Below are 25,107 nucleotides of genomic sequence, written 5' to 3' on the forward strand. Positions count from 1 at the left end.
CAAAAAATCTACAAGCGACCTAAAAAACAATCAAGACAAGACAGAGGGTTCCTTGCAACCTTTTGCGAAGCGTGTTAACCAGCTTGATCTTTAGATCCAAAACAGAAATATACACAATAATGATGAGAGGTTGCTAATATGGCCGAAAGTGAAATGAACAATAACGGTGGAGAGCCCGTTTTTGCTGTATTAACTCAATATTTAAAAGATTTATCATTCGAAAATCCAAGTGCTCCTCGCTCACTGCGTCTACGTGAAAAGGCACCACAAATCGATATCAACATTAATGTTAACGCCAACCCGATTGGTGATGATAATTATGATGTCATCTTAACCCTCTCTGTCAAAGCGAATGATGACACTGAAACATTGTTTCATGTAGAACTCATTTACGGTGGCGTTTTCCATATTGAAAATATTCCACAAGAACATGTGATGCCTCTCGTTTTTATTGAATGTCCTCGTCTTTTATTTCCATTTGCTCGGCAAATTATCTCTGACGCCACGCAAAATGGTGGTTTTCCGCCTTTATGGATTGACCCAATTGATTTTGCTGCTCTGTTCCAAAAACGACTTGCTGAAGAACAAAAAGACAATCAAAGTGAGAGACAACCCTCTTAAAGGATTATTTTTTATTTTCAAAAAGGCCCTGAAATATCAGAGGCCTTTCTTTTTTACAATTTTTTCGCATGATAAGCGGCTAGCATTGCAATATTAACAACATCGGTATCGCTTCCACTAAACGGTACAATTTGGACAGATTTTTCTAATCCAATCAAAATAGGACCAATAATTGTTGCTTCACCAAGCTCTTGTAACATTTTGCTCGCAATAGAAGATGCATGGTATCCTGGCATCACTAAAATATTAGCAGGGTCTTTTAATCCCATAAAAGGATATTGCTGCATCAATTTCGAATTAAGTGCCACATCAGCACTCATTTCTCCATCAAATTCAAAGCTAACTTTGCGTTCATGTAAAATATGAACGGCATCTTGAATATGTTGTGTAATCTGTCCTTTCATATAACCAAAAGTAGAAAATGCTACAAACGCTACCCGTGGTTGATATCCTAATCCACAAACAAAAGAGGCTGTTTGTTCTGCTATATCAGCAAGTTCTTCAGCGTTGGGGTTTTCATAAATAGCTGTATCGGCAATAAAAACAGTGCGCCCACGACAAATAGCCATGGAGATACCAATCAAACGTTCTTTTTGTTTCTCACCAATCACACGACGTATATCAATCAATGCTGTTTCATAATTACGTGTTACTCCTGTAACCATCGCATCAGCATCACCCAATGCCACCATGCAAGCAGCAAAATAATTGCGATCATTATTGATACGGCGGTGACAATCACGCAATAACCAACCTTGTCGTTGCATTTTTTTATAAAGATAATTTGCATAAGCATCAGTGCAACAAGAGAGTTTAGCATTCGTAACAGAAATGCCTTCACGTTCAAGATCAATTCCAGCAAGAGAAGCTGTTTCCTTCACTTGTTCTTCACGACCAATTAGAATCGCCTGTCCTAGTTTTTGGTGAACATAGGAAACAGCAGCCCGCATTACTTGCTCTTCTTCACCCTCTGCAAAGACAATTTGTTTTGGCGCTTGACGAACATGATTGTAAACACCACGCATAATGGAGGAAATGGGATCACGTCTCGCATTTAAATCACGTTCATAAGCTTCTAAGTCATCAATATGCTTTTGTGCAACACCACTTTCCATTGCCGCTTTTGCAACCGCCATTGAAACAACGGTAAACAAACGCGGATCAAAGGGAACAGGAATGATATAATCCGGACCAAATTTTAAGCGCTTTCCATGATAAGCTTCCGCAACACTGTCAGGTACATCCTCATGAGCCAAACGAGCAAGAGCCTTTGCCGCAGCAATTTTCATATCCTCATTGATGACCGTTGCACGCACATCAAGCGCACCACGAAAGATATAAGGAAAACAAAGGACATTGTTAATCTGATTTGGATAATCGGAACGGCCTGTTGCTACAATGGCATCATCACGCACTTGCATAACCTCTTCCGGTGTAATTTCCGGATCTGGGTTGGCCATAGCAAAAATAATTGGTTGAGGTGCCATAGACTTTACCATTTCAGGAGTAATTGCCCCTTTAGCAGAAACTCCGAAAAACATATCAGCGCCTTCCATTGCTTCAGCAAGAGTGCGTTTATCCGTTCGCACCGCATGCGCAGATTTCCACTGATTCATCCCCTCCGTGCGTTCTTCATAGACAACACCCTTCGTATCACATAATATGATATTTTCAGAACGAAACCCCATTGCCTTAATCAATTCAATGCAAGCAATTCCGGCAGAACCAGCGCCATTACAAACTAACCGCGTATTTTGCATATCGCGCCCCGTTAAATACAATGCATTAATGACACCAGCAGCGACAATGATTGCCGTACCGTGTTGATCATCATGAAAAACAGGAATATTCATGATCTCACGTAAGCGACTTTCAATTATAAAACATTCGGGCGCTTTAATATCTTCAAGATTGATGCCACCAAAAGAAGGTTCCAAATGACGCACCAGATTGATAAAACTTTCCGTATCGTTTGTATCAATTTCCAGATCGATTGAATCAATATCCGCAAAGCGCTTAAAAAGGACTGCTTTGCCTTCCATCACCGGCTTAGATGCAAGTGCCCCTAAATTGCCCAAACCTAAGATCGCTGTTCCATTGGATATAACAGCAACAAGATTGCCCTTTGCTGTATAGTCATAAGCCAATGCTGGATTTTCAGCAATCGCTTTAACGGGAACAGCAACACCTGGTGAATAAGCAAGTGCTAAATCATGCTGTGTTGCCATAGACTTTGTTGCAACAATTTCAAGCTTTCCAGGCCGACCACGACTATGAAAATCAAGGGCTTCCCTCTCACTAGCACTGTAAATCGTTTGAGGTATTTTCTGATCCTGATCACTTTTTTTCATTTCATTTAACTTTCCAAAAACAGTGTAAATTCTGCTCTATAATGTGCGTAATTACCCGATTTTAAAATTTGATTCCTATGTTATAAACCGTTATGCTTTCTTTAACAGAGCCGGTCTGTGTTTCAATTTAGGGATAATGAAGATAAACATTGAAGTAAACAAAAAAGGGTGTCAAAGCCTCACTTGAAGGAAACAGGCGCATAAAAATGGATAAAAAAAACGATCATAAAAATAATTTAATTCCACAGTCTACCCCCTCATCTGCTCTTCCTCAACAGCGCCTCACACCTATGATGGAGCAATATATAGAAATCAAAGCAGTTAATAATGACTCTCTTCTCTTTTATAGAATGGGTGATTTTTATGAATTATTTTTTAATGATGCAGTTGAAGCCGCCCAAGCATTAGGTATTACACTCACAACACGCGGAAAACATTTAGGTGAAGATATTCCTATGTGTGGTGTTCCCGTTCATACTGCTGATGATTATTTGCAAAGACTTATTGCCTGCGGCTATCGTGTTGCTGTTTGTGAACAAACAGAAGATCCTGCAGAAGCCAAAAAACGTGGATCAAAATCGGTTGTTCAGCGCGATGTTGTTCGTCTTGTCACACCTGGAACCATAACAGAAGAAAAGCTCCTCGATCCAACGCGCGCAAATTACCTGATGACACTTGCCCGTATAAAAACTAGCGACGGAGAGGAATTTGCCCTTTCTTGGATTGATATCTCAACAGGCATATTTCGTGTAACAGAAAGCCGCAATGAAAAACTGTTGGCGGATATTATGCGCGTGGATCCACAAGAAATCATTGTTGCTGATTCTTTCTTTCATGATAAATCCTACAAATCGCTTTTTGATGTTCTTGGTCGCATCATTTCGCCTCAACCTATTAGTCTCTTTGATGTCATCACCGCTGAACGCGATATTTGCAGTTATTTTAAACTCTCAACTCTTGAAGGTGTTGCCGATTATTCACGCCCCGAACTTTCCGCAATCGCTGCTGCCATTCGTTATATTGAAAAAACGCAAATCACGCATCGCCCTCCTCTCATGCGCCCTGAACGTCAAAATGAAAGCGCTACCCTTTTCATTGATGCTGCAACCAGAATGAATCTTGAGCTCATCCGAACGACATCTGGTCAACGCGATGGTAGTTTATTAAAAGCTATTGATCGTACCGTAACAGGAGGAGGATCACGTCTTCTCGTCGATCGTCTCATTGCTCCTCTCACCACACCGGCTGCTATTGACAAACGTCTTGATTCAATTGACTTTTTTCTACGAAACCCATCCCTTGCAGAAGCCATACAGCTGATTTTAAAAGGGGGACCAGATATGCCACGCGCAGTTTCTCGGTTGGCTCTTGGCAGAGGGGGGCCCCGTGATATGGCTACAATCCAACGTGGCTTTGAAATTATTCGTGAACTTCATCAGCTTTTTAACAATGAATTGCTTCCTCAGGAAATAAGTGATGTACAACAGACTTTTTCAAATGTACCTACTGCTTTACATTTTCATCTAGAACAAGCGTTAGCGGATGACCTTCCTCTCCTTAAACGTGATGGTGGTTTTATTCGCCCTCAATACCATAAAGAGCTTGATGAAATGCGCGCTCTGCGCGATGAATCTCGCCGTGTTATTGCTGAACTTCAAGCACAATATGCTCAAGAAACAGATATTAAGACACTCAAAATAAAGCATAACAATATTCTAGGTTATTTCATTGAAGTCACTAATGTACAAGCGTCTGCTCTCACAAATAGCCCTCAAGCTAAAGCCCGTTTTATCCATAGGCAAACAATGGCAAATGCTATGCGCTTTACCACAACAGAACTTGCTGACCTTGAAAGCCGTATTGCTCATGCCGCAAACCATGCACTCACACTCGAATTGGAAATTTTTGAGACTCTTGTTCATGAAATTACCGAACAAGTTGATTTCATCCGTAAAGCCTCTGAAGCACTTGCTGTTTTAGATGTCACCGTTGCGTTAGCACATCTTGCTGAAGAACAAGGATATTGTCGTCCTAAAATTGATCAATCCCTTACCTTCCATATTACAGCAGGGCGCCATCCTGTCGTAGAGCAAGCACTACGAAAACAAGCAGCAGAACCATTTGTTGCTAATCACTGTGATCTTTCTGAGCAAGAAAATCATCAATATGCAGCAATTTGGCTTTTGACAGGTCCTAATATGGGGGGAAAATCAACTTTTTTGCGGCAAAATGCTCTTATTGCTATTATGGCACAAATGGGGTCTTTTGTTCCAGCTACGGCAGCTCATATTGGTGTTGTTGATCGCTTGTTTAGTCGTGTTGGTGCTTCTGATGATCTTGCACGCGGACGTTCAACTTTTATGATGGAAATGGTTGAAACAGCAACGATTCTTAATCATGCTAGTAGTCATTCCCTTGTTATCCTGGATGAAATCGGACGAGGCACATCAACTTTTGATGGGCTTTCTATTGCTTGGGCCGCTGTTGAATATCTTCATGAGGTTAATCACTGTCGTGCTATTCTTGCTACGCATTTTCATGAAATGACAGCTCTTACCCAGAAACTGGATCGCCTCCATAATGTAACAATGAAAGTAAAAAATTGGGAGGGTGATGTGGTTTTTCTTCATGAAGTTACAAAAGGAGCTGCTGATAGATCCTATGGCGTACAAGTCGCAAAACTAGCTGGACTTCCCGAAGCAGTTATTACACGTGCTACGGATGTACTTCATCAATTAGAACAAGGTGAAATGGCTGGAAAAGGACATAAATTAATTGATGATCTTCCACTCTTTTCCCTTAAAGCGACATCTCCCGTAAATGACAAAACAAATAAACATTCTGTACTTCATGAAGCTTTAAAAAATATCCATCCCGATGAACTCTCTCCTAAACAAGCTTTAGAGGCACTCTATCGCCTCAAACAACTTGAAAAAAATCATCCCTTATGACGAAATTAAGTGATGTGCTTTTTCATGATCCCTCTTGATACGAAGTGAATTATTTCTTCATATTATTACTGCTTTTTAGCGCAATGTATATTGATCAGAGGAATGTATAGAGAGGAAAAGCCTGCGCGTAATCTTTCTTAAGATTCAATCTCTTATATGAAAAGAAACAATCTCCGGTGCGATTTTCAAATCATAGTCACAATGGCTTGAAATACTCCATCAAGCTCATTGAGTAGCCTGCTTGCAATATCCCCCAAGAGATGCACAAATCTCTAAAAAACTCTCTTTCACAAGATGAATTTTACCATAGTCAAATGCTACGAACCGCTCCTTTAGCAGCTGAAGTTGTCATTGCTGCATAAGCTTTGAGAGCCTTTGAGACCTTACGTTTACGCTCTTCAATGGGTTGCCAAGCTGTTTTTCCTTTCGCTTCCATTTTAGCACGACGATGCACCATCTCAACATCATCAACCAACATATTAATGGTACGATTAGGAATATTTATTTCTATAATATCCCCCTCTTCCACCAAAGCAATTGCTCCTCCTTCAGCCGCTTCTGGTGAAATATGCCCAATAGAAAGCCCTGAACTTCCCCCTGAAAAACGACCATCTGTTATAAGCGCACAAACTTTTCCTAATCCTTTAGATTTGAGATAGCTTGTTGGATAGAGCATTTCTTGCATCCCAGGTCCACCACGTGGACCTTCATAACGGATTAAAACAATATCACCTGATTGAATTTTATCGTTCAAGATTGCCGCAACAGCTGAATCTTGGCTCTCAAAAATCCTTGCTGGGCCTTTAAAAGTTAAAATCGACTGATCAACACCTGCTGTTTTTACAATACAGCCATCTTCTGCAAGGTTTCCATAAAGGACTGCCAATCCTCCATCTTGCGAATAAGCATGTTCACACTCCCGAATCACACCATTTTTACGATCCAGATCGAGGGTATCATAGCGACAAAATTGACTAAAAGCTGTTTGAGTTGGAACGCCTCCTGGAGCTGCACGATAAAATTCATGAACAGCTGCCTCATGTGACTGCTTCACATCCCAGTGTCCAAGAGCTTCTTTCATTGTTTTCGCATGAACTGTATACGTAGATGTATCAATGAGTCCCGCGGCATCCAATTCTCCTAAAAGCCCCATAATACCACCAGCACGATGAACGTCCTCCATATGCACATTGGCAACAGCAGGAGCAACCTTGCATAAAACAGGGATACGACGCGAAAGGCGATCAATATCTGTCATGGTAAAATTGACCTCACCTTCTTGCGCCGCAGCCAAAAGATGTAAGACAGTATTGGTTGATCCTCCCATAGAAATATCTACAGTCATTGCATTTTCAAAAGCCTTGCGTGAAGCAATAGAACGCGGCAAAACTGTCTCATCGTCCTTTTCATAGTAACGCTTGACCAGCGCAACAATCTGTCGTCCAGCTTCTTCAAAAAGCATCCGTCTGTCTGCATGGGTCGCTAACATTGACCCGTTTCCAGGAAGAGAAAGCCCTAATGCTTCGGTCAAACAATTCATAGAATTGGCTGTAAACATTCCTGAACAAGAGCCACATGTAGGACAAGCAGCGCGTTCTATTTCCGCAACTTCTTCTTCTGAATTATACTCTGAAGCCGCAGCAATCATTGCATCAACTAAATCAACAGTAAGATTTTGACCTTTCCATTTAATCTTACCTGCTTCCATAGGGCCGCCTGAAACGAAAATTGTTGGAATATTCAACCGCAAAGAAGCCATTAACATACCAGGTGTAATTTTGTCACAATTGGAAATACAGACAAGCGCATCAGCACAATGAGCATTGACCATATATTCAACAGAATCAGCAATAATTTCACGCGAAGGTAAGGAATAAAGCATCCCATCATGCCCCATAGCAATTCCATCATCTACAGCAATTGTGTTAAACTCTTTCGCAACACCACCAGCAACAGCTATTTCGTGAGCTACAAGCTGCCCGAGATCTTTTAAATGGACATGTCCTGGTACAAATTGTGTAAAAGAATTCGCAATGGCAATAATGGGTTTACCAAAATCGGTATCTTTCATCCCCGTTGCACGCCAAAGACCGCGGGCCCCTGCCATATTGCGCCCATGAGTTGATATTCTTGAACGGTAAGAAGGCATTATTTTTTCCCCTCAAATAATTCCATTTTCTATGTTGTGCTGCAAGCCAACCTTAAATACAAGAGCTGGTGCATGAGAAAGAGAAAAATACCTCTTTTGAGACATTTAAACCACAAAATTCGAAGTTATTCATAAAACCCCATTCGACAGCACTTTTCATAATCTCATCAAGCTTTTTCTAAAGATTTTACCACTGTTACTTTTTACGAAGGGTATCATCAATGATAAACAACGTGCTTTTTATGCATCAGATGAATATCACTCACTTCTTTTTCGTTTTTATTACAGGAAAGCTCTATAAATAATAAAAAACACGACCAACAATCGCAAACAAACATTCTTCAAGAATCACTAAAAAATTACAAGGAAAAAATAGCACCAACGACCATCGATCCTCTTAAAATATGCAAAATCCTGTTATAAATGACGACGCTTTTCTAACAAAAATTAGTCTCTTTTTGGTGGAGCTAAGCGGGATCGAACCGCTGACCTCTTGCATGCCATGCAAGCGCTCTCCCAGCTGAGCTATAGCCCCACATTAAAGATAGACCCTCTTCAAAAAGGATAAAACACCTTTAAGAGGGGTTTTCTAGAACGAGAAAAATCGAAGATCAAGAAGAATTTGTATTCAAGAAAAAGAATACCCTTTTAACTTCTCTTAAAGATCGTCATCGTTAGAAACACCGCCTCCGATAATACCAGTAACGTCATCATCATTGTCGTCTTCATCGTGAGATAAAAACGCATCATCGTCATCGCCGAGATCCACATCACTATCTTCCAAATCAGGAAGATCATCATCTTTAGAATCGTCATCATCCTCTTCGAGAAGCATAAAGGCAGACTTTTCAAGCGCTGTATCAAGCTCTTCTGCATCAACTTCTTCTTCACTACTTGCTTCAGCTGCCACAACCTCAAAATAAGAGCGCGGGTAAGAAATTCCTGTATAAGGTGATACAATAGGGTCGCGATTAAGATCATAAAACTTTTTTCCTGTTTCTGGATCGGTACGCTTCGTTCCAAGTTCTTGTTTTGCCATGAACCATCCCTCTTGATTAACTATAATTCCATTAAAATAAATTTTATGGTCCTTAATCGAAAAATAATGTCTTTGTCAAAGATAAATACCTCGTTCTACATAGATTTTCTCATGACGCCTGTCAAAGCATGTGCTAAAAGATGCTTAATTCAGTCAAATTTAGATAAAATTAAATAGAATTTCTATGCAAAAAGCAATACCTATAACCGCCTACAAGTCTACCAATCTCTCTGGTAAAATTAAAATACCAGGAGATAAATCAATCTCCCATAGATCCCTTATATTAGGAGGATTAGCAAGTGGTGAAACATATATCCACGGATTGCTAGAAAGCGATGACGTTCTCAATACAGCTAAGGCTATGCAAGCTATGGGCGCTTGCATTCAAAAGAAAAATGATCTCTGGATCATACGAGGAACAGGAAATGGTTGCCTTTTAACTGCACAAAACCCTTTAGATTTTGGCAATGCTGGAACAGGTGTTCGCCTCGTTATGGGAATGGTTGGTCCTTATCATATGAAAACAACTTTTATCGGGGATGCCTCTCTTTCCAAACGCCCAATGGGACGTATTCTCGATCCCCTCCGTTTAATGGGTGTTGAAATTGAAGCAACTAAAGGCGATCATCTTCCTATAACGCTTTATGGACCCAAAACGGCTAACCCGATTCGCTATCCTATTCCAATGGCTTCTGCCCAAGTTAAATCAGCAATCCTTCTTGCTGGACTTAATACCGCTGGCACCACAACTGTTATTGAACAGATTCCCACACGTGATCATACGGAAAAAATGCTAAAAGCGTTTGGTGCTGAACTTGAGATAGAAACAAATGCTCAAGGGACACGCTTTATTCATCTCAATGGCCAAACACATCTTACTGGACAAGCGATTGATATTCCTGGGGATCCCTCTTCTGCCGCTTTTCCACTGATCGCTGCCCTTCTTGTAGAAAATTCTGATATCATCATTGAAAATGTTCTTATAAACCCTTCTCGAATAGGACTTATCGAAACATTATGGGAAATGGGCGCTCAAATTGAGCTTTTGAACCAACGCCAAACAGGAGGAGAAAATGTTGCTGATTTGCGAGTCATATCCTCAAGACTAAAAGGTATCACTGTACCCAAAGAACGAGTCCCTTCAATGATTGATGAATATCCAGCTTTAGCGGTAGCAGCAGCCTTTGCGGAAGGCAAAACAGTTATGCTAGGCATTGAAGAATTGCGTGTTAAAGAATCAGATCGTTTGTCCGCACTTGCTCAAGGGCTCAAAATTAATCATGTAGAATGTGAAGAAGGGAGAGATTTTCTCATTGTTCATGGAAAAGGCTCTGAAAAAGGACTGGGTGGTGGAAATGTTACCACATATCTTGATCATCGAATTGCCATGTGTTTTCTAATCTTTGGACTCGTATCAGAAAAATCTGTCACGATCGATGATAAGCGAATGATTGCTACGAGTTTTCCAGAATTTATCCCTTTTATAAAACAACTTGGGGGAAAAATCTCTTGAAACCTTTTGTTATTGCAATTGATGGACCAGCGGCCTCAGGAAAAGGGACATTAGCACGAAAAATTGCTGCTCATTATCACCTTCAACATCTCGATACTGGTCTCACTTATCGCGGTGTTGCTTTTGCACTTTTACAACGAAAACTGACTCTCGATAATGAAAAAAGTGCTCTTGCCTGTGCCATAGAACTTGATTTTAATACTTTAAATCCAACTCTCCTCTCTTCTCATGAACTTGGTGAAGCCGCTTCAAAAATAGCACTCATCCCTGCTGTACGGGAAATTCTCGTTGCCAAGCAACGTCATTTTGCTAAAATTATGCCCGGCAGTGTGCTTGATGGGCGTGATATTGGCACTGTCGTGTGTCCCGATGCTGATATTAAATTTTACGTTCTCGCTAATGTTCAAACACGTGCAAAACGCCGCTATCAGGAAATTTTAAAAAAAGGCGTGCACGCAGATTATCATGAAATCCTCGCTCAGCTTGAACAACGCGACAACCGTGATACAATGCGCAAACAAAGTCCGCTAAAACCGGCAAAAGACGCCCACTTGCTTGATACATCAGAATTGAGTATAGAAGCAACATTTGCAATTGCATGCGCTTTTATTGATCCAATCATAAAAGAGCGTATAATTGGATGAAATCGTCAAGGTGATTTTCAGCCTAGCGCTAATTTTTCTTCTTATATTTAAGAAATATTAAGAAAAAAGGCATGAAGTTACCCTATGTTAACACTAACCTAGCGCTTATACCTTTTAAATCCAAGGTATGTATCAGGAGTTCTTATGTCACAATACAATCCCACAACAGCGGATTTTGAAGCCCTTTTAACAGAATCCTTTCAAACCAATGATCTTACCGAAGGATCCGTTGTTAAAGGTCGTGTCATTGCAATCGAAAAAGACATGGCCATTATTGATGCTGGACTTAAAGTCGAAGGACGCATTCCACTCAAAGAATTTGGAGCTAAAGGAAAAGATGGTTCTTTAAAAGTTGGCGATGAAGTTGAAGTTTATATTGAACGCATTGAAAATGCGATGGGTGAAGCTGTTCTCTCACGTGAAAAAGCACGGCGCGAAGAAAGCTGGATTCGTTTAGAAGAAAAATTCAATGCTGGTACACGCGTTGATGGGATTATCTTCAGCCAAGTTAAAGGAGGGTTTACAGTCGATCTCGATGGCGCTGTTGCTTTCTTGCCTCGCAGCCAAGTCGATATTCGCCCCATTCGTGATGTTTCCCCTCTCATGCACAATTCACAGTCCTTTGAAATTTTAAAGATGGATCGTCGTCGTGGTAATATTGTCGTTTCACGTCGTACTGTCTTAGAGGAAAGCCGTGCTGAGCAACGTTCAGAAATTGTACAAAATCTTGAAGAAAACCAAATCGTTGAAGGTGTCGTTAAAAATATCACTGATTATGGTGCCTTTGTTGATCTTGGTGGAATTGATGGACTCTTACATGTTACAGATATGGCTTGGCGCCGTGTTAACCACCCCTCTGAAGTCCTCACAATTGGACAAACTATTAAAGTTCAAATTATTCGTATCAATCAAGATACACACCGTATCTCTCTTGGCATGAAACAGCTTGAAAGTGATCCTTGGGAAACTATTAGCGCTCGATATCCCGTTGGTACAAAAATTACTGGTGCTGTTACAAATATTACCGATTACGGTGGTTTTGTCGAAATAGAACCAGGAATCGAAGGGCTGATCCACGTTTCCGAGATGAGTTGGACAAAGAAAAATGTTCATCCAGGAAAACTTCTCTCTACATCACAAGAAGTAGAAGTCGTTGTTCTTGAAATCGATCCTTCTAAACGACGTATTTCTCTTGGCTTAAAGCAAACATTTGAAAATCCGTGGATCGCTTTTGCTAATAAATTTCCTGTCAATTCACAAATTGAAGGAGAGGTCAAAAACAAAACAGAATTTGGTCTCTTCATTGGACTTGAAGGCGATGTTGACGGCATGGTTCATCTTTCCGATCTTGATTGGAATCGTCCGGGTGAACAGGTCATTGATACTTACAATAAAGGTGATGTTGTTAAAGCCGTGGTTCTTGATGTTGACGTTGAAAAAGAGCGTATCTCTCTTGGAATTAAGCAACTTTCTAGCGATAAAGTTGGAGAAGCGGCTGCCGCTGGGGAACTACGCAAAGGGGCTGTCGTAACATGTGAAGTTATTGCAGTGAATGAGAACGATATTGATGTAAAATTGATTGACCATAATCTTGAAACAACTATTCGCCGTGCTGACTTGGCTCGTGATCGTGACGAGCAGCGTCCTGAACGTTTTTCAATTGGTCAAAGAATTGATGCTCGTATCACCGCATTTGATAAAAAAACACGTAAACTTTCAGTGTCTATAAAAGCTTTAGAAATTGCAGAAGAGAAAGAGGCTGTTGCACAGTATGGTTCTACAGACTCAGGCGCTTCTCTTGGTGATATTCTCGGTGCAGCTTTGAAAAAACAAGAACAAGATTAATGTTTAGTTATTAAAAAATTGTCAAAACTAAGGTCGCTTATCATTCTAGCGACCTTTTTTTTAAGAAATTGTTTGCTCACTTCTTCAATTATCTCATCAAAAATTATAAATAATCTTAGAAGAGAAATAGAAATTTTATTTTTTCTTATAAACTAATTATTATTAAGATAAAGTGCTCAAAGATTATTAAATGTAAAAAAACCACGTAATTGAATAGCAATAAAATATTATGGCACGTACAATATCTTTCATGAATTATTTCTTTTCTAAAAAAATTGAAACCGGTCATCTTATTAAAAGCAATTCTCCTCTTCGCTCAACTTATAAATCGCAAGATGAATTGTATAAATTAGGTCATGATATCGCCTCTAAAAAAGAAATATTACTTCCTGAATATAAAGGAGAAAATAATTTTTACAGAAGATTGAAAGAAAATGGCAAACTTATTTTCCATGCCTTTCAGACCAGCGATATTGCTGCTTGGAATGATGAAACCATTGCTCCATCTGCTCAATGGCTCATTGATAATCATTATACAATTGACAAAACTATACAAAAACTCCGTCGTAGCCTCTCTAAATCATTCATCAAACAACTCCCCGCTTATAAACAAAATATAAACATACCACGTATCTTTGCTTTAGCTTGGCTTTATATTGCTCATACAGATAGTGGATTTTCACAAAAAACACTCACAGCTATGATCAATGGGTTTCAAGAGATTTGTACCCTTAAAATCGGTGAATTATGGGCACTCCCTTCTGTCATACAAATGCTGTTAATTGAAAATGTTTGTCGTCTCTCACAGCGTATTGAACAAACTCGGTCGATGCGCCTTCTTGCTCATAAAGCAGCCGATAAAATTTCCCTCGCAGATAATATAACAAAATTACATGCTCTTTTAATGCAGTATGAACCATGCACTGTAGATTCAACCTTTTCAACGCATTTATTCTACCGTTTACGGAGCGCATCTGTCGATTCAACAAACGCATTAAATTGGCTTGAAAAGCAATTACAGAGTCGAAGTAGTAACTTAGAAACTGTAACAGCTGATGAACATACCCGCCAAGCAGCAGATGGTGTAACTATGGGCAATATTGTTCGTTCCCTTAAAGCCATTGATGATGTTGACTGGACAATATGGTTTGAGACTGTCAGTTCCGTGGACTCTATTTTGCGTGAAAATAGTGATTTTTCTGAAATTGATTCTCACTCACGCAATATCTATCGACAAGTCATCGAAAAAATTGCACGTCTTTCGCCTCTTAGTGAACTAGAAGTTGCACGCAAAGCTGTGGAAATGGCACACTCTTCTTCTAAAGAATCCTTTCATCATAGTCTTTCCTCTGTTGGTTGGTATCTTGTCGACGATGGACGTTATACTTTTGAAAAAGCTTGTGGTTACACGCCTCCTCTGCTCATAAAATGGGCACGAGTTTTTTCTTCTTTACAAATAAAAACTATTGCAATTCCTGTCTCTTTTTTAACCTTCACTTTTTTGTTTACAATTTATTTTCTGTTCCAGAAATCTGGCATAGCTCCATGGATGTCTATTTTCTTTACTGGATTAGCACTTTTTCCTGCTATGGATGCAGCTTTTGCCCTCTTTAACACTGTTGTTTCATGGGTTATTCCATCAAAACAACTCATTGGTTACGAATATAAAGCAGGTATTCCTGAACATGCGCGCACAATAGTCGTCGTACCTACCCTCATTACATCACGTGATGATATTGATGAACAAGTGCGTAATCTCGAAGTGCACTATCTTACTAACCCGAAAGGAGCCATTCATTTTGCCCTCGTAACGGATTGGGGTGACGCTTCCTTCGAACAAACGCAAGATGATCTTGACCTGCTGCATTATGCACAAAAAAAAATTGATAAACTCAATCGCCGTTATCATCGTGATGACATCCCCCTCTTTTTTCTTTTACACCGTCGGCGTCTTTATAATACCAGCGAAAAATGCTGGATGGGATGGGAACGAAAACGTGGCAAGCTTCATGAACTCAATCTGTTGTTAAGAGGCGATAAAAATACAAGCTTCTATCCCCCAAATCCCCTTCTTCCCATGGATTGCCGTTTTGTTATGACACTGGATTCAGACACACGTCTCACCCCTGAAAGTGTTACAAAACTCGTTGGAAAACTTAACCATCCACTCAACCAGCCAACTTTCGATCCACACAATGGAAACGTTGTGAAAGGTTATAGTGTTTTGCAACCTCGTATTACACCTTCCCTTACAACAGGAAAAGCAACATCAATTCTGCAACGTGTTTTTTCTACCAGCCGTGGACTTGACCCTTATGTCTTTGCTGTTTCTGATACTTATCAAGATCTTTTGGGAGAAGGAAGTTTCATTGGTAAAGGTCTTTATAATATTGATGCATTTCAACACGCGCTTGAAGGAAAAATTAAAGAAAATACCGTTCTTAGTCACGATCTCTTAGAGGGAGGATATGCACGAACAGCATTGATAAGTAATGTAGAAGTAATTGAAGATTATCCAACCTCCTACAATATTGATGTTATGCGTCATCACCGTTGGATTCGTGGTGATTGGCAACTCTTGCCTTATCTCATTTTCCCTCATAAAATCAGTTCTACGACACGTTGGAAAATGCAGGATAATTTGCGTCGTTCTCTCACACCACTTCTATGGATGATCGCAACCATTACAGGGTGGTCTCTTTTACCATTAAAAAGCGCAATCATCTGGCAAATATTCTTGCTCATTAGTCCCTTTATCTCACCAATTTTAAACATATTACAAACTCTTGTTCCATCCACTCTTGATCATTCTTTACGCGGATATTTTCAATTAATTTTGAAAAAAATTATCCTTACGGGTGCAAATATATTTCTTAAAATTACATTTCTTGCCCATTCAGCTTATTTTATGACTGATGCTATTCTTCGCACACTCTATCGCATAATGATTTCAAAACAACATCTGCTTGAATGGAAAACCTTCGCTGCAACAAAATCAATTCCCAACAGTCTAAGCTTTTATATCCTTACAATGTGGCCAGCATCACTTATTGGTATTCTTGCCGTTGCATTCCCTCTTTTTTTTAAGAGTTTTGCAAGCTTTATTGCTTTGCCTTTTGGACTTGCATGGTTTTTTTCGCCCTTAATTGCTTGGTTTGTCAGCCAACCTTCAACATTTCAAGATACCCTTGATATCTCTTCCGAAGATAAAAAAATACTACGCTCTATTGCACGACGTACATGGTTTTATTATGCAACCTTCGTCAATGCACAAAGCAATTATTTGCCACCTGATAATTTTCAAGAAGATCCAGAACCTCTTGTTGCTCAACGCACATCTCCTACCAATATTGGTGTTTATCTTCTTTCTGTTATTGCTGCACGTGATTTTGGTTGGATTAGCTTTGAAGAAACAATTACACGCATTGAAGCTACATTAAGCTCTCTTGCAAAAATGGAAAAATTCCGTGGACACCTCTACAATTGGTACGCAACGGATACACTCAAACCTCTCTTGCCAACTTATATATCAACCGTTGATTCAGGAAATCTCGCCGGCCATTTGGTAACACTTTCTTCAGCCTTAAGTGAATGGGCTGAAAAACCTCATGTTTTTTTTCAAGGCGATCGAGAAGGTCTATGGGATATTCATGCTCTTCTTGAAGAAACTATGAAAGAAATTCCGGATAATCAACCCAATTTATATCCCTTACGCCAACAAATCGAAGAGCACATCGCTAATCTTTATCACTCCATTAGTGCTTTCATAGAAAAATCAGAAGCAACCACTGCTCATATCACAAACCTTTCACTTAAAGCCCGTGCTCTTCAGTCCTTAATAGAAGACCTTGATCAAAAAATTCAAACTGTAGAATCTGCCCGCGCACACTGTTGGGCTAAATGCCTCCTAGAAAACTGCCAAGTTCATCATGATGATAATACTAGGGATTATGATATAGAAAAAATACGTCAAAAATTAAATACTTTAGCTATAAGTGCACGACAAATAGCCTTTAATATGGAATTTGGTTTTTTAGAACAACCTGAACGGCAACTTTTGTCCATTGGCTACAGTGTTCAGGAAAATAAACTTGATGAAGGATGTTATGATCTTTTGGCTTCAGAAGCTCGTCTCTCAAGCCTTTTCGCCATCGCAAAAGGTGATATCAAATTCAAACATTGGTTTCATCTTGGTCGATTACTCATCCCAATTGGTTGGAAAGGTGCGTTATTATCATGGTCTGGATCCATGTTCGAATATCTGATGCCATCTCTCATTATGCACGAACCCAAAGGTTCGATCCTAGATCAAACAAATAGATTAATTATTCGTCATCAAATACAATATGGTTATGAAAGAAGATTGCCATGGGGTATTTCAGAAGCCGCATTTAATGCTCGCGATCATTTAATGAATTACCAATATGCCAGTTTTGGGGACCCAACTCTTGGACTCAAACGTGGTTTATCACGCAATGCAGTTATTGCTCCTTACGCAAGCCTTTTAGCAGCACAATATATGCCAAAACATGCCATAAAAAATTTAAAGCGACTCCGTGATCTTGGAGCTTTAGGAACATATGGTTATTACGACTCCGTTGATTTTACGCCTTCACGTGTCCCGACAGGAGAAAAATACGCCATTGTACGTAATTATTATGCGCACCATCATGGCATGTCAATTCTTGCTATTAACAATGTCATTTTTGATGGGCGCATGCGCAATCGTTTTCATCATGATCCAGTCATTGAAGCAACACAATTTTTACTCCACGAAAGAGCCCCCTATCAAATTCCCGTCATTCACACAAAAGTTGCCAATCCCATCCGCAACAACTCTCAAGAATTTGATAACGCTCCTACCCGTACTATTACAAACCCACTTCTCAAACCTCGTGCAACTTTACTCTTATCCAATGGCTTTTATTCTACAATGTTGACAGCCAATGGTTCAGGTTACAGCCGTTGGCATGATTACGCGATTACGCGCTTTGTGCCTGATGCAACAGAAGATCAACAGGGACTCTTATTTTTTCTACGTGATATGCATAGTGGACGTTGGTGGTCTGTTACCGGTGAGCCAACACGCGTTGTTGAAGAAGAAGCAATCAGCATTTTTACAGACGAAAAAGCTGACTATATGAAAATGGTTGATGGCGTAAAATCAAGGCTTGAATGTCTCGTTACATCCGAGAATGATGGTGAAGGACGACGTCTCCAGCTGATAAATACGACCAACAAAGATCGTTTTATTGAAGTTACCTCCTATGGTGAACTAGCGCTCGCAACCATGGAAACAGACTGCGCTCATCCTGTTTTTTCACGTATGTTTATAGAAACAGAAATAGCTGAGGGAGGAAGAACAATTTTTGCCAAAAGGCGCAAACGCTCGCCTCATGATCCTGAAATTCATATCGCCCATTTTGTTAGCGATATCACGAAGAGTATCCAAGAAACAGAAGCTGAAACTGATCGTTCTCTGTTTATTGGTCGGGGCCGCTCCATTCATCGACCTGCTGCGTTTGATCAAAATGCTCGTTTTAGCAACAGTCAAGGCTGCGTCCTTGATCCAATCATCTCACTTCGCTGCCGTGTAAAAATTCCTGCCTATGAAAAAGTTGAACTCATTTTTTGGACTTTCGCTGCTCATACGAAAGAAAAACTGGATAATTATATTAAACATTATCAACAATCTAATGTATTTCAACGAGAGTTTTCAATGGCATGGACACACTCACAAGTCTCGCTATACCAGCGTGGCATCAGCCTTAAAGAAGCCATTACTTATCAAAAATACGCAACGCCTCTTATCTATCCAGACCACACATGGCGTCTTTCTCCTGAAATACTAGCAAAAACTCTCGGCAAACAGTCTGATCTTTGGCCAATGTCCATTTCAGGAGATATTCCCATCTGCCTTCTAAGATTAGATAATGAGACGGATATAACTGTCCTTCGCGAACTCCTTAAAGCCCATGAATATTGGCGTATACGTGGACTCATTGTTGATCTTGTTATTTTAAATGAGCAAGCCTTTTCCTATGTACAGGATACGCAACACGCTATTGAATGGGTATGCGAATCTTACCGACACAACACCATTGAAACCGATAAACGCCAACATATTTTTACCCTTCGGCGTGATCAAATGAATGAACAAAGTTTCAAAACACTTCTTGCATCAGCCCGTATTATCCTTCATGCGCAAAATGGATCTTTGTCTGAACAACTCAAACGTATAGAAAATATTGATTCTGATCTGGGTGTACGCAATAGCAATCAAGAATTCAATAATAAATTCAATGATAGCAAATGTGATAAAAGAAAGCAAATAACAACACCAACTGAACAAAATCTCTTTACTTCTCTTGGTCTTATTGGCCCCAAAAAAGTCTTGCCTCTTGCTACGAATGGCAAAGATCTAAAGTATTGGAATGGTTACGGTGGCTTTAATCATGACAATCATTATGTCATCCGTCTTCATGGGCATACAACGACACCGCATCCATGGATTAATGTCATTGCTAACCACAGCTTTGGCTTCCATGTCTCTTCTGAAGGCACACTCTTTACTTGGGCTCACAATAGTCGCGATTATCAATTAACTCCTTGGGCAAATGATCCTGTTTCTAACCGCCCAGGAGAGGCACTTTATCTTGTAGATCGCTCGTCCTTAAAACGTTTCTCACCAATTTCTGCCGTTGAATGCAATGAAGATGTTGTTTATGAAGCTTGTCATGGTTTTGGATTTTCAACATTTAAATCTACACATTCAGAGATTGCGTTAGAACTGACTCATACGCTCGATCAAGAAAAACCTGTTCGCCTTTCACGCCTCATTCTTAAAAATGAAGGAAAAAAATTGCGTAGTTTACGCCTCTATAACTATGTTGAATGGGTTTTAGGAAATGTTCGTACCAAATATGCACCTTTTATACTACCCTCTTATGATCCCAAACGTGGTGCACATTTTATTCAAAATCCCTATCACATTGAAAAATCTCAACAAACAGCATTTTTATCAGCATCAGAAATGCCAACCAGCACCACGACCGATCGCACTGAATTTATTGGTTCAACAGGAACTGTTACGCATCCTCATGCAATCCGCAAGGCTCATGCCCTTTCAAATAAAATTGAAGCAGGATGTGATCCTTGCTCAGCATTAGCCTACGATATTGATCTGTTACCAGGACAAACAAAAGAAATAATCTTTTATCTTGGCAGTGCTGAAAACAGGCAAGAGGCTGAAAAACTCCTAGATCAAGTGCGCACAAGTCATTTTGAAATTCTGCTCACACAACAAAAAAAGCAATGGAATGATTTCGTTTCTCCTCTTCAAGTAAAAACACCTGACCCATCCTTTGATATTATGGTCAATCATTGGCTCCCTTATCAGACCTATGCATGTCGCATGCTAGCGCGTACAGCTTTTTATCAAGCGAGTGGTGCATTTGGCTTTCGTGATCAATTGCAAGATAGCTTATCTTTATTATTGCTGAAACCACAACTGGCACGTGAACAATTGTTAAACGCCGCAGCGCATCAATTTCCCGAAGGTGATGTACAGCATTGGTGGTTACCAGACACCAATGCTGGTGTTCGCACACGCATTTCTGATGATATTGTTTGGCTTGCATATGGAACAGCTCTTTATGTCAATACGACTGGTGACTACGAGTTTCTTGATACCCCAATTGCTTTCATTGAAGGCCCTCCTTTAACTGCTGAACAACATGATGCTTATTTTCAGCCTTTACAATCCTCAAAGGTCGCAACACTTTATGAACATTGTGCTTTAGCTTTAGATCTTGCCATCAAACGTTGTGGACAACATGGGCTTCCACTTATTCTAGGAGGGGATTGGAATGATGGTCTGAATTTGGTTGGCATTAAAGGAAAAGGCGAAAGCACTTGGCTTGGCTGGTTTCTTGGCACTACATTACAAGCATTTATCCCCATTGCCAAAAACCGTGGTGACAGCAGTCATATGCAAACATGGAGTGCATCTCTTAAACATTTGAAAAAATCCCTAGAAAAAAATGGTTGGGATGGTGCTTGGTATCGACGCGGTTATTTTGATGATGGAACCCCTCTTGGTTCCAAGATAAATGATGAATGCCAAATTGATACCATTGCTCAATCTTGGGCTGTCATTTCTCAAATGGCATCACTTAAGCGTCAAAAAAAAGCAATGGCATCAATGCTTGAGCAGCTGTCTGATGAAAAAGGTGGTCTTATACGTCTTTTCTGGCCTCCTTTTGATAAAAGTATCCTTGAACCTGGCTATATAAAAGGTTATCCACCAGGAATTCGAGAAAATGGTGGTCAATATACGCACGGTGCCATTTGGAGCATCTTAGCGCTTGCTGAAATGGGGGAAAGTGATAAAGCTTATGCTTTATTTTCTATGATAAACCCTATTAACCACGGAAAAAATCCTGAAATTTACCGTGTTGAACCTTATGTTATAGCCGCAGATATTTACGCTATTGAACCACGTCGTGGACAAGGTGGTTGGACATGGTATACAGGCTCAGCAGGTTTGTTTTATCATGCTGCAATACAAGCCATTCTTGGAATTAAGCGTCAAGATCATCAATTGTTTTTACATCCAAATTTACCTTCCTCCTGGCCTGAATATGAAGCAAAAATGAAATTGTATGACGCTGTTTATACCATTAAAGTCAAATGGGGGGCTGAAAATATACTCAGTGTTGATGATAAAAAATATACTGATGTTTATGCAGGTATACCGTTACAAAAAACCGGAAAACACAAAATTATACGCACCGTTAAATTTTAAAAAAACGAAAAAGGTAAAACACTTTTTATTCTTGCCCAAAACCTTAGAGTTGTTATAGTCTCTTCATCCTCTATATTGATCGTGTTGGTAGACAGTAATTTTAGATTTTATGAGACTGAAAGAAACAGGATTATGAATCACCCAGATATTGCTAGACGCGTTTATGATCATACTTGGAAACTTGATCCCATTATTCGCTCGCTTCTGGATACGGATTTTTATAAACTTCTTATGGTACAGATGATTTGGGGGCTTTATCCTAATGTCAATGTTACCTTCTCTCTCATAAACCGTTCTAAAACAATCCATCTTGTCGATGATATTGATGAAGGTGAATTGCGCGCCCAACTTGATCATGCCCTTAGTTTGCGTTTTACAAAAAAAGAAATGATCTGGCTTGCTGGTAATACATTTTATGGACGTAGACAAATTTTCGAACCAGATTTTCTTCATTGGCTTGAAAACTTTCAACTACCAGAATATGAACTAACCCGTAAAGATGGTCAATATATTCTCCATTTTCATGGTTCTTGGGCCCATAGCTCTATGTGGGAAATTCCTGCTCTTGCTATTATCAGTGAATTACGTTCACGTGCTGCTATGAAAAACTTAGATCGTTTTGCTCTTGATGTGCTTTATGCACGTGCTAAAGCAAAAATGTGGGATAAAGTTGAACGTCTTAAAAAATTGCCTGATATTAAAATATCCGACTTTGGCACAAGGCGTCGTCATTCTTTCTTATGGCAACGCTGGTGTGTTGAGGCATTAAAAGAAGGAATTGGCGATTCTTTTACTGGAACTTCCAACGTTCTTCTTGCCATGGATACAGATTTAGAAGCTCTTGGTACCAATGCACATGAATTGCCCATGGTCATTGCCGCCCTCGCCAAGAATGATAATGAATTGTGCAAAGCACCTTATAAAGTTCTGCAAGATTGGAGCCGTTATTATGGTGGAAATCTTCTCATTGTTTTGCCTGATACCTTTGGTACAGAAGCGTTTTTACGCAATGCTCCAGATTGGGTAGCAGATTGGACAGGTTTTAGACCTGACAGTGCTCCACCTATTGAGGGTGGCAAACGCATTATACAATGGTGGAAAGAAAAAGGAAAAGATCCACGTGAAAAATTACTGATTTTTTCTGATGCACTTGATGTCGATACAATTGAAAAAACCTACCATCACTTCTATGGTAAGGTGCGTATGAGTTTTGGATGGGGAACAGACCTTACAAATGACTTCTCAGGATGTGCACCGCAAGAAATTGCAACTTTTGATTCTCTTTCCCTTGTCTGCAAAGTCATACATGCCAATGGCAAGCCAGCCATAAAACTCTCAGATAATCCTGAAAAAACTATCGGTGATCCTAAAGAAATACAACGGTATCTCAATTTCTTTGGGAACGAAAAACGTGTTGCTAGACCCGTAAAGACTTAATCATAAACCCATTTGTATGAAACAATAGCATAAAAATTTTATTATCCATAAAAATACCATGCTGCTCTAAATAGTTTGTACGATGGTAGATATTCTTTTTTCATCAAAAACTCCTTACAATGGTAAAGGTTAACATATTAATCTAATGGCTGAATCTGAGAAACAAAAAACTATAATTTATTTATTGACAATTATAACCAAAACGTGCATTTCATGTGGCCATAATGTGTATTTGCCTTAATTTCAGAGCAAACGCATTTGTAAATTTGTTTGTTATTAGGAAATTTATCTCATGAAACATATTATTTTAACTGCGGTAGTGTTTTCTATCTTTTCTTCAGTATTATCTCCAATGACAGCTAGTGCGCGAGGCTGTGGGATACTGATAGCGGAAAAACTTGTAAAACAAGCTAATAGTCAAGGTAAGAAGCATGGAGAGAACGAGAAACAACTTCTTGCAGAAATTATTACTCCTCAGGCGAGAGGATTCTTTAAAATTAGAGAAGACAGATATTCGGTTGATCTAATACATTATCCCGTTCTTCGTGCTTTGGGATTTGGGAAGGACTGTCATTTGATTGACCCGCATCTGAAAAAGAGGACATACTGGGCTCTTTCATGCTCTGTTGATTGAAAGTAGTAAAGAAAGATAAAGGCTCTTGATAAAGAAAGCATCTCGTGCAACACGAGATGCTTAGCTTCGTAGATTACCCATAGGTGTAGCAATGGTAACATGCAAAACAGTGAATTATCATCGTAAATCAATATGTTGTAGCTCCTCAAAGTAGCTTTATAAACATTGGGATGACAGTACACCATTTTCTCTACTCATAAAATTGTCTTCACAAACGCATCATTCTACCGAATAAATCATTTTTAAAAAGCTCATTGTTTTGTATATTCTTTATAGCGATACGTGATTTTTAAACTTTGAGAAAAAAATCTTTATCTCTGGTTCCCATAAATCAACTAAAGAGAAAGAAACGTTTGGTTCCTAAGTCCTGTTTCTGTCATTATGACGATGGACGTGTCACAATATAAACGGCAATAAACAGCAAAATAGCAGCAACGAGTAGAGCAAACCACAAAGCAGGATGCACCATCACTAAAAAAGATAAAAAACCACCAACCATACTCACCACTGCAAAAACTTTAACAAATGTCGAAATCGCGCCTTTTTCTTCCCATTGCTTAAGAGGAGGCCCGAATATACGGTGATTGTTCAACCAACAATGAAAACGTGGCGATGAACGAGCAAAACACCATGAAGCAACTAATAAAAAAGGTACGGTTGGCATAACAGGTAATAGGATACCAATGACACCTAATATAACCATAACCCACCCTAATATAAAAATGCAAATGCGCAAAGAGTTAGATATTTTAAAATTTTTCTTCATCTTTTAATACTTTGTTCCTTTGTGCAAAACTATTGTATATACTTTTTTGCTTCTCAATGCTCTAGGGCATAACTCCTATACATCTTTATTTGTAAGCATATTTGCTATGATAACCTCCGCTAAAGCATAAAATAGCTCATGCAATATGATGATCATTGCAAAATTTTCAAGAAATCAGAAAAAAATTCAGAAAAGATAAAAATAAAAAGGCTGCAGAATAAATCAATGCAGCCTTTTAATTATAAATGCAGTGTTTGGGGGAGAATACAGACTGCATTCATCTGCTAGACATTAGGAGGAAAACGTTCTAGCACCTCGCCTTCTAGTTAAAACTAGCATGACAGACAATAT

At 39.5% G+C, this 25,107-nt stretch carries 12 protein-coding genes and 1 tRNA gene; 8 read left to right on the forward strand and 5 right to left on the reverse strand.

Going from position 1 to position 25,107, the window contains the following annotated elements; translation table 11 throughout:
- The first annotated feature begins 138 nt into the window (after positions 1-138).
- On the forward strand, positions 139-621 hold the full coding sequence (secB, locus tag AC0QT1_RS00205; RefSeq protein ID WP_473201383.1) for a protein-export chaperone SecB: 483 nt from the start codon (positions 139-141) through the stop codon (positions 619-621).
- Between the two features lie 53 nt (positions 622-674).
- Here secB and AC0QT1_RS00210 read toward each other — a convergent pair whose 3' ends face one another.
- Positions 675-2,972 carry an NADP-dependent malic enzyme gene (locus AC0QT1_RS00210; protein ID WP_473201384.1) on the reverse strand — a complete coding sequence of 766 codons (2,298 nt, stop codon included), beginning with the start codon at positions 2,970-2,972 and terminating at the stop codon, positions 675-677.
- A 206-nt stretch (positions 2,973-3,178) separates the two neighbouring features.
- On the opposite strand from AC0QT1_RS00210, the gene mutS reads away from it, so the two are divergent.
- The gene (gene mutS, locus AC0QT1_RS00215) at positions 3,179-5,923 is read left to right on the forward strand and encodes a DNA mismatch repair protein MutS (protein ID WP_473201385.1); all 2,745 of its coding nucleotides are present in this window, start codon (positions 3,179-3,181) and stop codon (positions 5,921-5,923) included.
- A 310-nt stretch (positions 5,924-6,233) separates the two neighbouring features.
- Here mutS and ilvD read toward each other — a convergent pair whose 3' ends face one another.
- From ilvD to AC0QT1_RS00230, 3 genes are all read right to left on the reverse strand, one after another.
- Positions 6,234-8,072: a dihydroxy-acid dehydratase gene (gene ilvD / locus AC0QT1_RS00220; protein WP_473201386.1), complete on the reverse strand. Its 1,839-nt coding sequence runs from the start codon at positions 8,070-8,072 to the stop codon at positions 6,234-6,236.
- A gap of 459 nt (positions 8,073-8,531) precedes the next feature.
- Positions 8,532-8,607: transfer RNA gene (locus tag AC0QT1_RS00225), tRNA-Ala, on the reverse strand.
- Positions 8,608-8,730: 123 nt separating this feature from the next.
- Positions 8,731-9,111 (reverse strand): TIGR02300 family protein, encoded by a 381-nt coding sequence (locus AC0QT1_RS00230; RefSeq protein WP_473199960.1) that lies wholly within the window; start codon positions 9,109-9,111, stop codon positions 8,731-8,733.
- A gap of 184 nt (positions 9,112-9,295) precedes the next feature.
- Between AC0QT1_RS00230 and aroA the strand changes: the two genes are divergently transcribed.
- The 6 genes from aroA to AC0QT1_RS00260 all read left to right on the forward strand — a co-directional run bounded on the left by aroA (position 9,296) and on the right by AC0QT1_RS00260 (position 23,990).
- Positions 9,296-10,624, forward strand: coding sequence for a 3-phosphoshikimate 1-carboxyvinyltransferase (gene aroA, locus AC0QT1_RS00235; protein WP_473201387.1), 1,329 nt, complete (start codon positions 9,296-9,298; stop codon positions 10,622-10,624).
- Complete coding sequence (cmk, locus tag AC0QT1_RS00240; RefSeq protein WP_473201388.1) at positions 10,621-11,268, forward strand: (d)CMP kinase; 648 nt, start codon at positions 10,621-10,623, stop codon at positions 11,266-11,268. The genes aroA and cmk overlap by 4 nt, the downstream gene beginning before the upstream one ends.
- 144 nt (positions 11,269-11,412) lie before the next feature.
- Positions 11,413-13,113, forward strand: a complete 1,701-nt coding sequence (rpsA, locus tag AC0QT1_RS00245; protein ID WP_473201389.1) for a 30S ribosomal protein S1 — start codon at positions 11,413-11,415, stop codon at positions 13,111-13,113.
- Positions 13,114-13,342: 229 nt separating this feature from the next.
- Positions 13,343-21,919: a GH36-type glycosyl hydrolase domain-containing protein gene (locus AC0QT1_RS00250; protein ID WP_473201390.1), complete on the forward strand. Its 8,577-nt coding sequence runs from the start codon at positions 13,343-13,345 to the stop codon at positions 21,917-21,919.
- Positions 21,920-22,051: 132 nt separating this feature from the next.
- Positions 22,052-23,356 (forward strand): nicotinate phosphoribosyltransferase, encoded by a 1,305-nt coding sequence (gene pncB / locus AC0QT1_RS00255; protein ID WP_473201391.1) that lies wholly within the window; start codon positions 22,052-22,054, stop codon positions 23,354-23,356.
- 292 nt (positions 23,357-23,648) lie between these two features.
- The gene (locus tag AC0QT1_RS00260) at positions 23,649-23,990 is read left to right on the forward strand and encodes a hypothetical protein (RefSeq protein WP_473199954.1); all 342 of its coding nucleotides are present in this window, start codon (positions 23,649-23,651) and stop codon (positions 23,988-23,990) included.
- 379 nt (positions 23,991-24,369) lie between these two features.
- Here AC0QT1_RS00260 and AC0QT1_RS00265 read toward each other — a convergent pair whose 3' ends face one another.
- Positions 24,370-24,756, reverse strand: a complete 387-nt coding sequence (locus AC0QT1_RS00265; RefSeq protein ID WP_473199953.1) for a YbaN family protein — start codon at positions 24,754-24,756, stop codon at positions 24,370-24,372.
- Between the last annotated feature and the right edge of the window lie 351 nt (positions 24,757-25,107).

Source organism: Bartonella sp. P12B (assembly GCF_055796185.1).

Coding starts and splice junctions, on each gene's coding strand:
- secB (WP_473201383.1), top strand. CDS start 139: ATGGCCGAAAGTGAAATGAACAATAACGGTGGAGAGCCCGTTTTTGCT.
- AC0QT1_RS00210 (WP_473201384.1), bottom strand. CDS start 2,972: ATGAAAAAAAGTGATCAGGATCAGAAAATACCTCAAACGATTTACAGT.
- mutS (WP_473201385.1), top strand. CDS start 3,179: ATGGATAAAAAAAACGATCATAAAAATAATTTAATTCCACAGTCTACC.
- ilvD (WP_473201386.1), bottom strand. CDS start 8,072: ATGCCTTCTTACCGTTCAAGAATATCAACTCATGGGCGCAATATGGCA.
- AC0QT1_RS00230 (WP_473199960.1), bottom strand. CDS start 9,111: ATGGCAAAACAAGAACTTGGAACGAAGCGTACCGATCCAGAAACAGGA.
- aroA (WP_473201387.1), top strand. CDS start 9,296: ATGCAAAAAGCAATACCTATAACCGCCTACAAGTCTACCAATCTCTCT.
- rpsA (WP_473201389.1), top strand. CDS start 11,413: ATGTCACAATACAATCCCACAACAGCGGATTTTGAAGCCCTTTTAACA.
- AC0QT1_RS00250 (WP_473201390.1), top strand. CDS start 13,343: ATGGCACGTACAATATCTTTCATGAATTATTTCTTTTCTAAAAAAATT.
- pncB (WP_473201391.1), top strand. CDS start 22,052: ATGAATCACCCAGATATTGCTAGACGCGTTTATGATCATACTTGGAAA.
- AC0QT1_RS00260 (WP_473199954.1), top strand. CDS start 23,649: ATGAAACATATTATTTTAACTGCGGTAGTGTTTTCTATCTTTTCTTCA.
- AC0QT1_RS00265 (WP_473199953.1), bottom strand. CDS start 24,756: ATGAAGAAAAATTTTAAAATATCTAACTCTTTGCGCATTTGCATTTTT.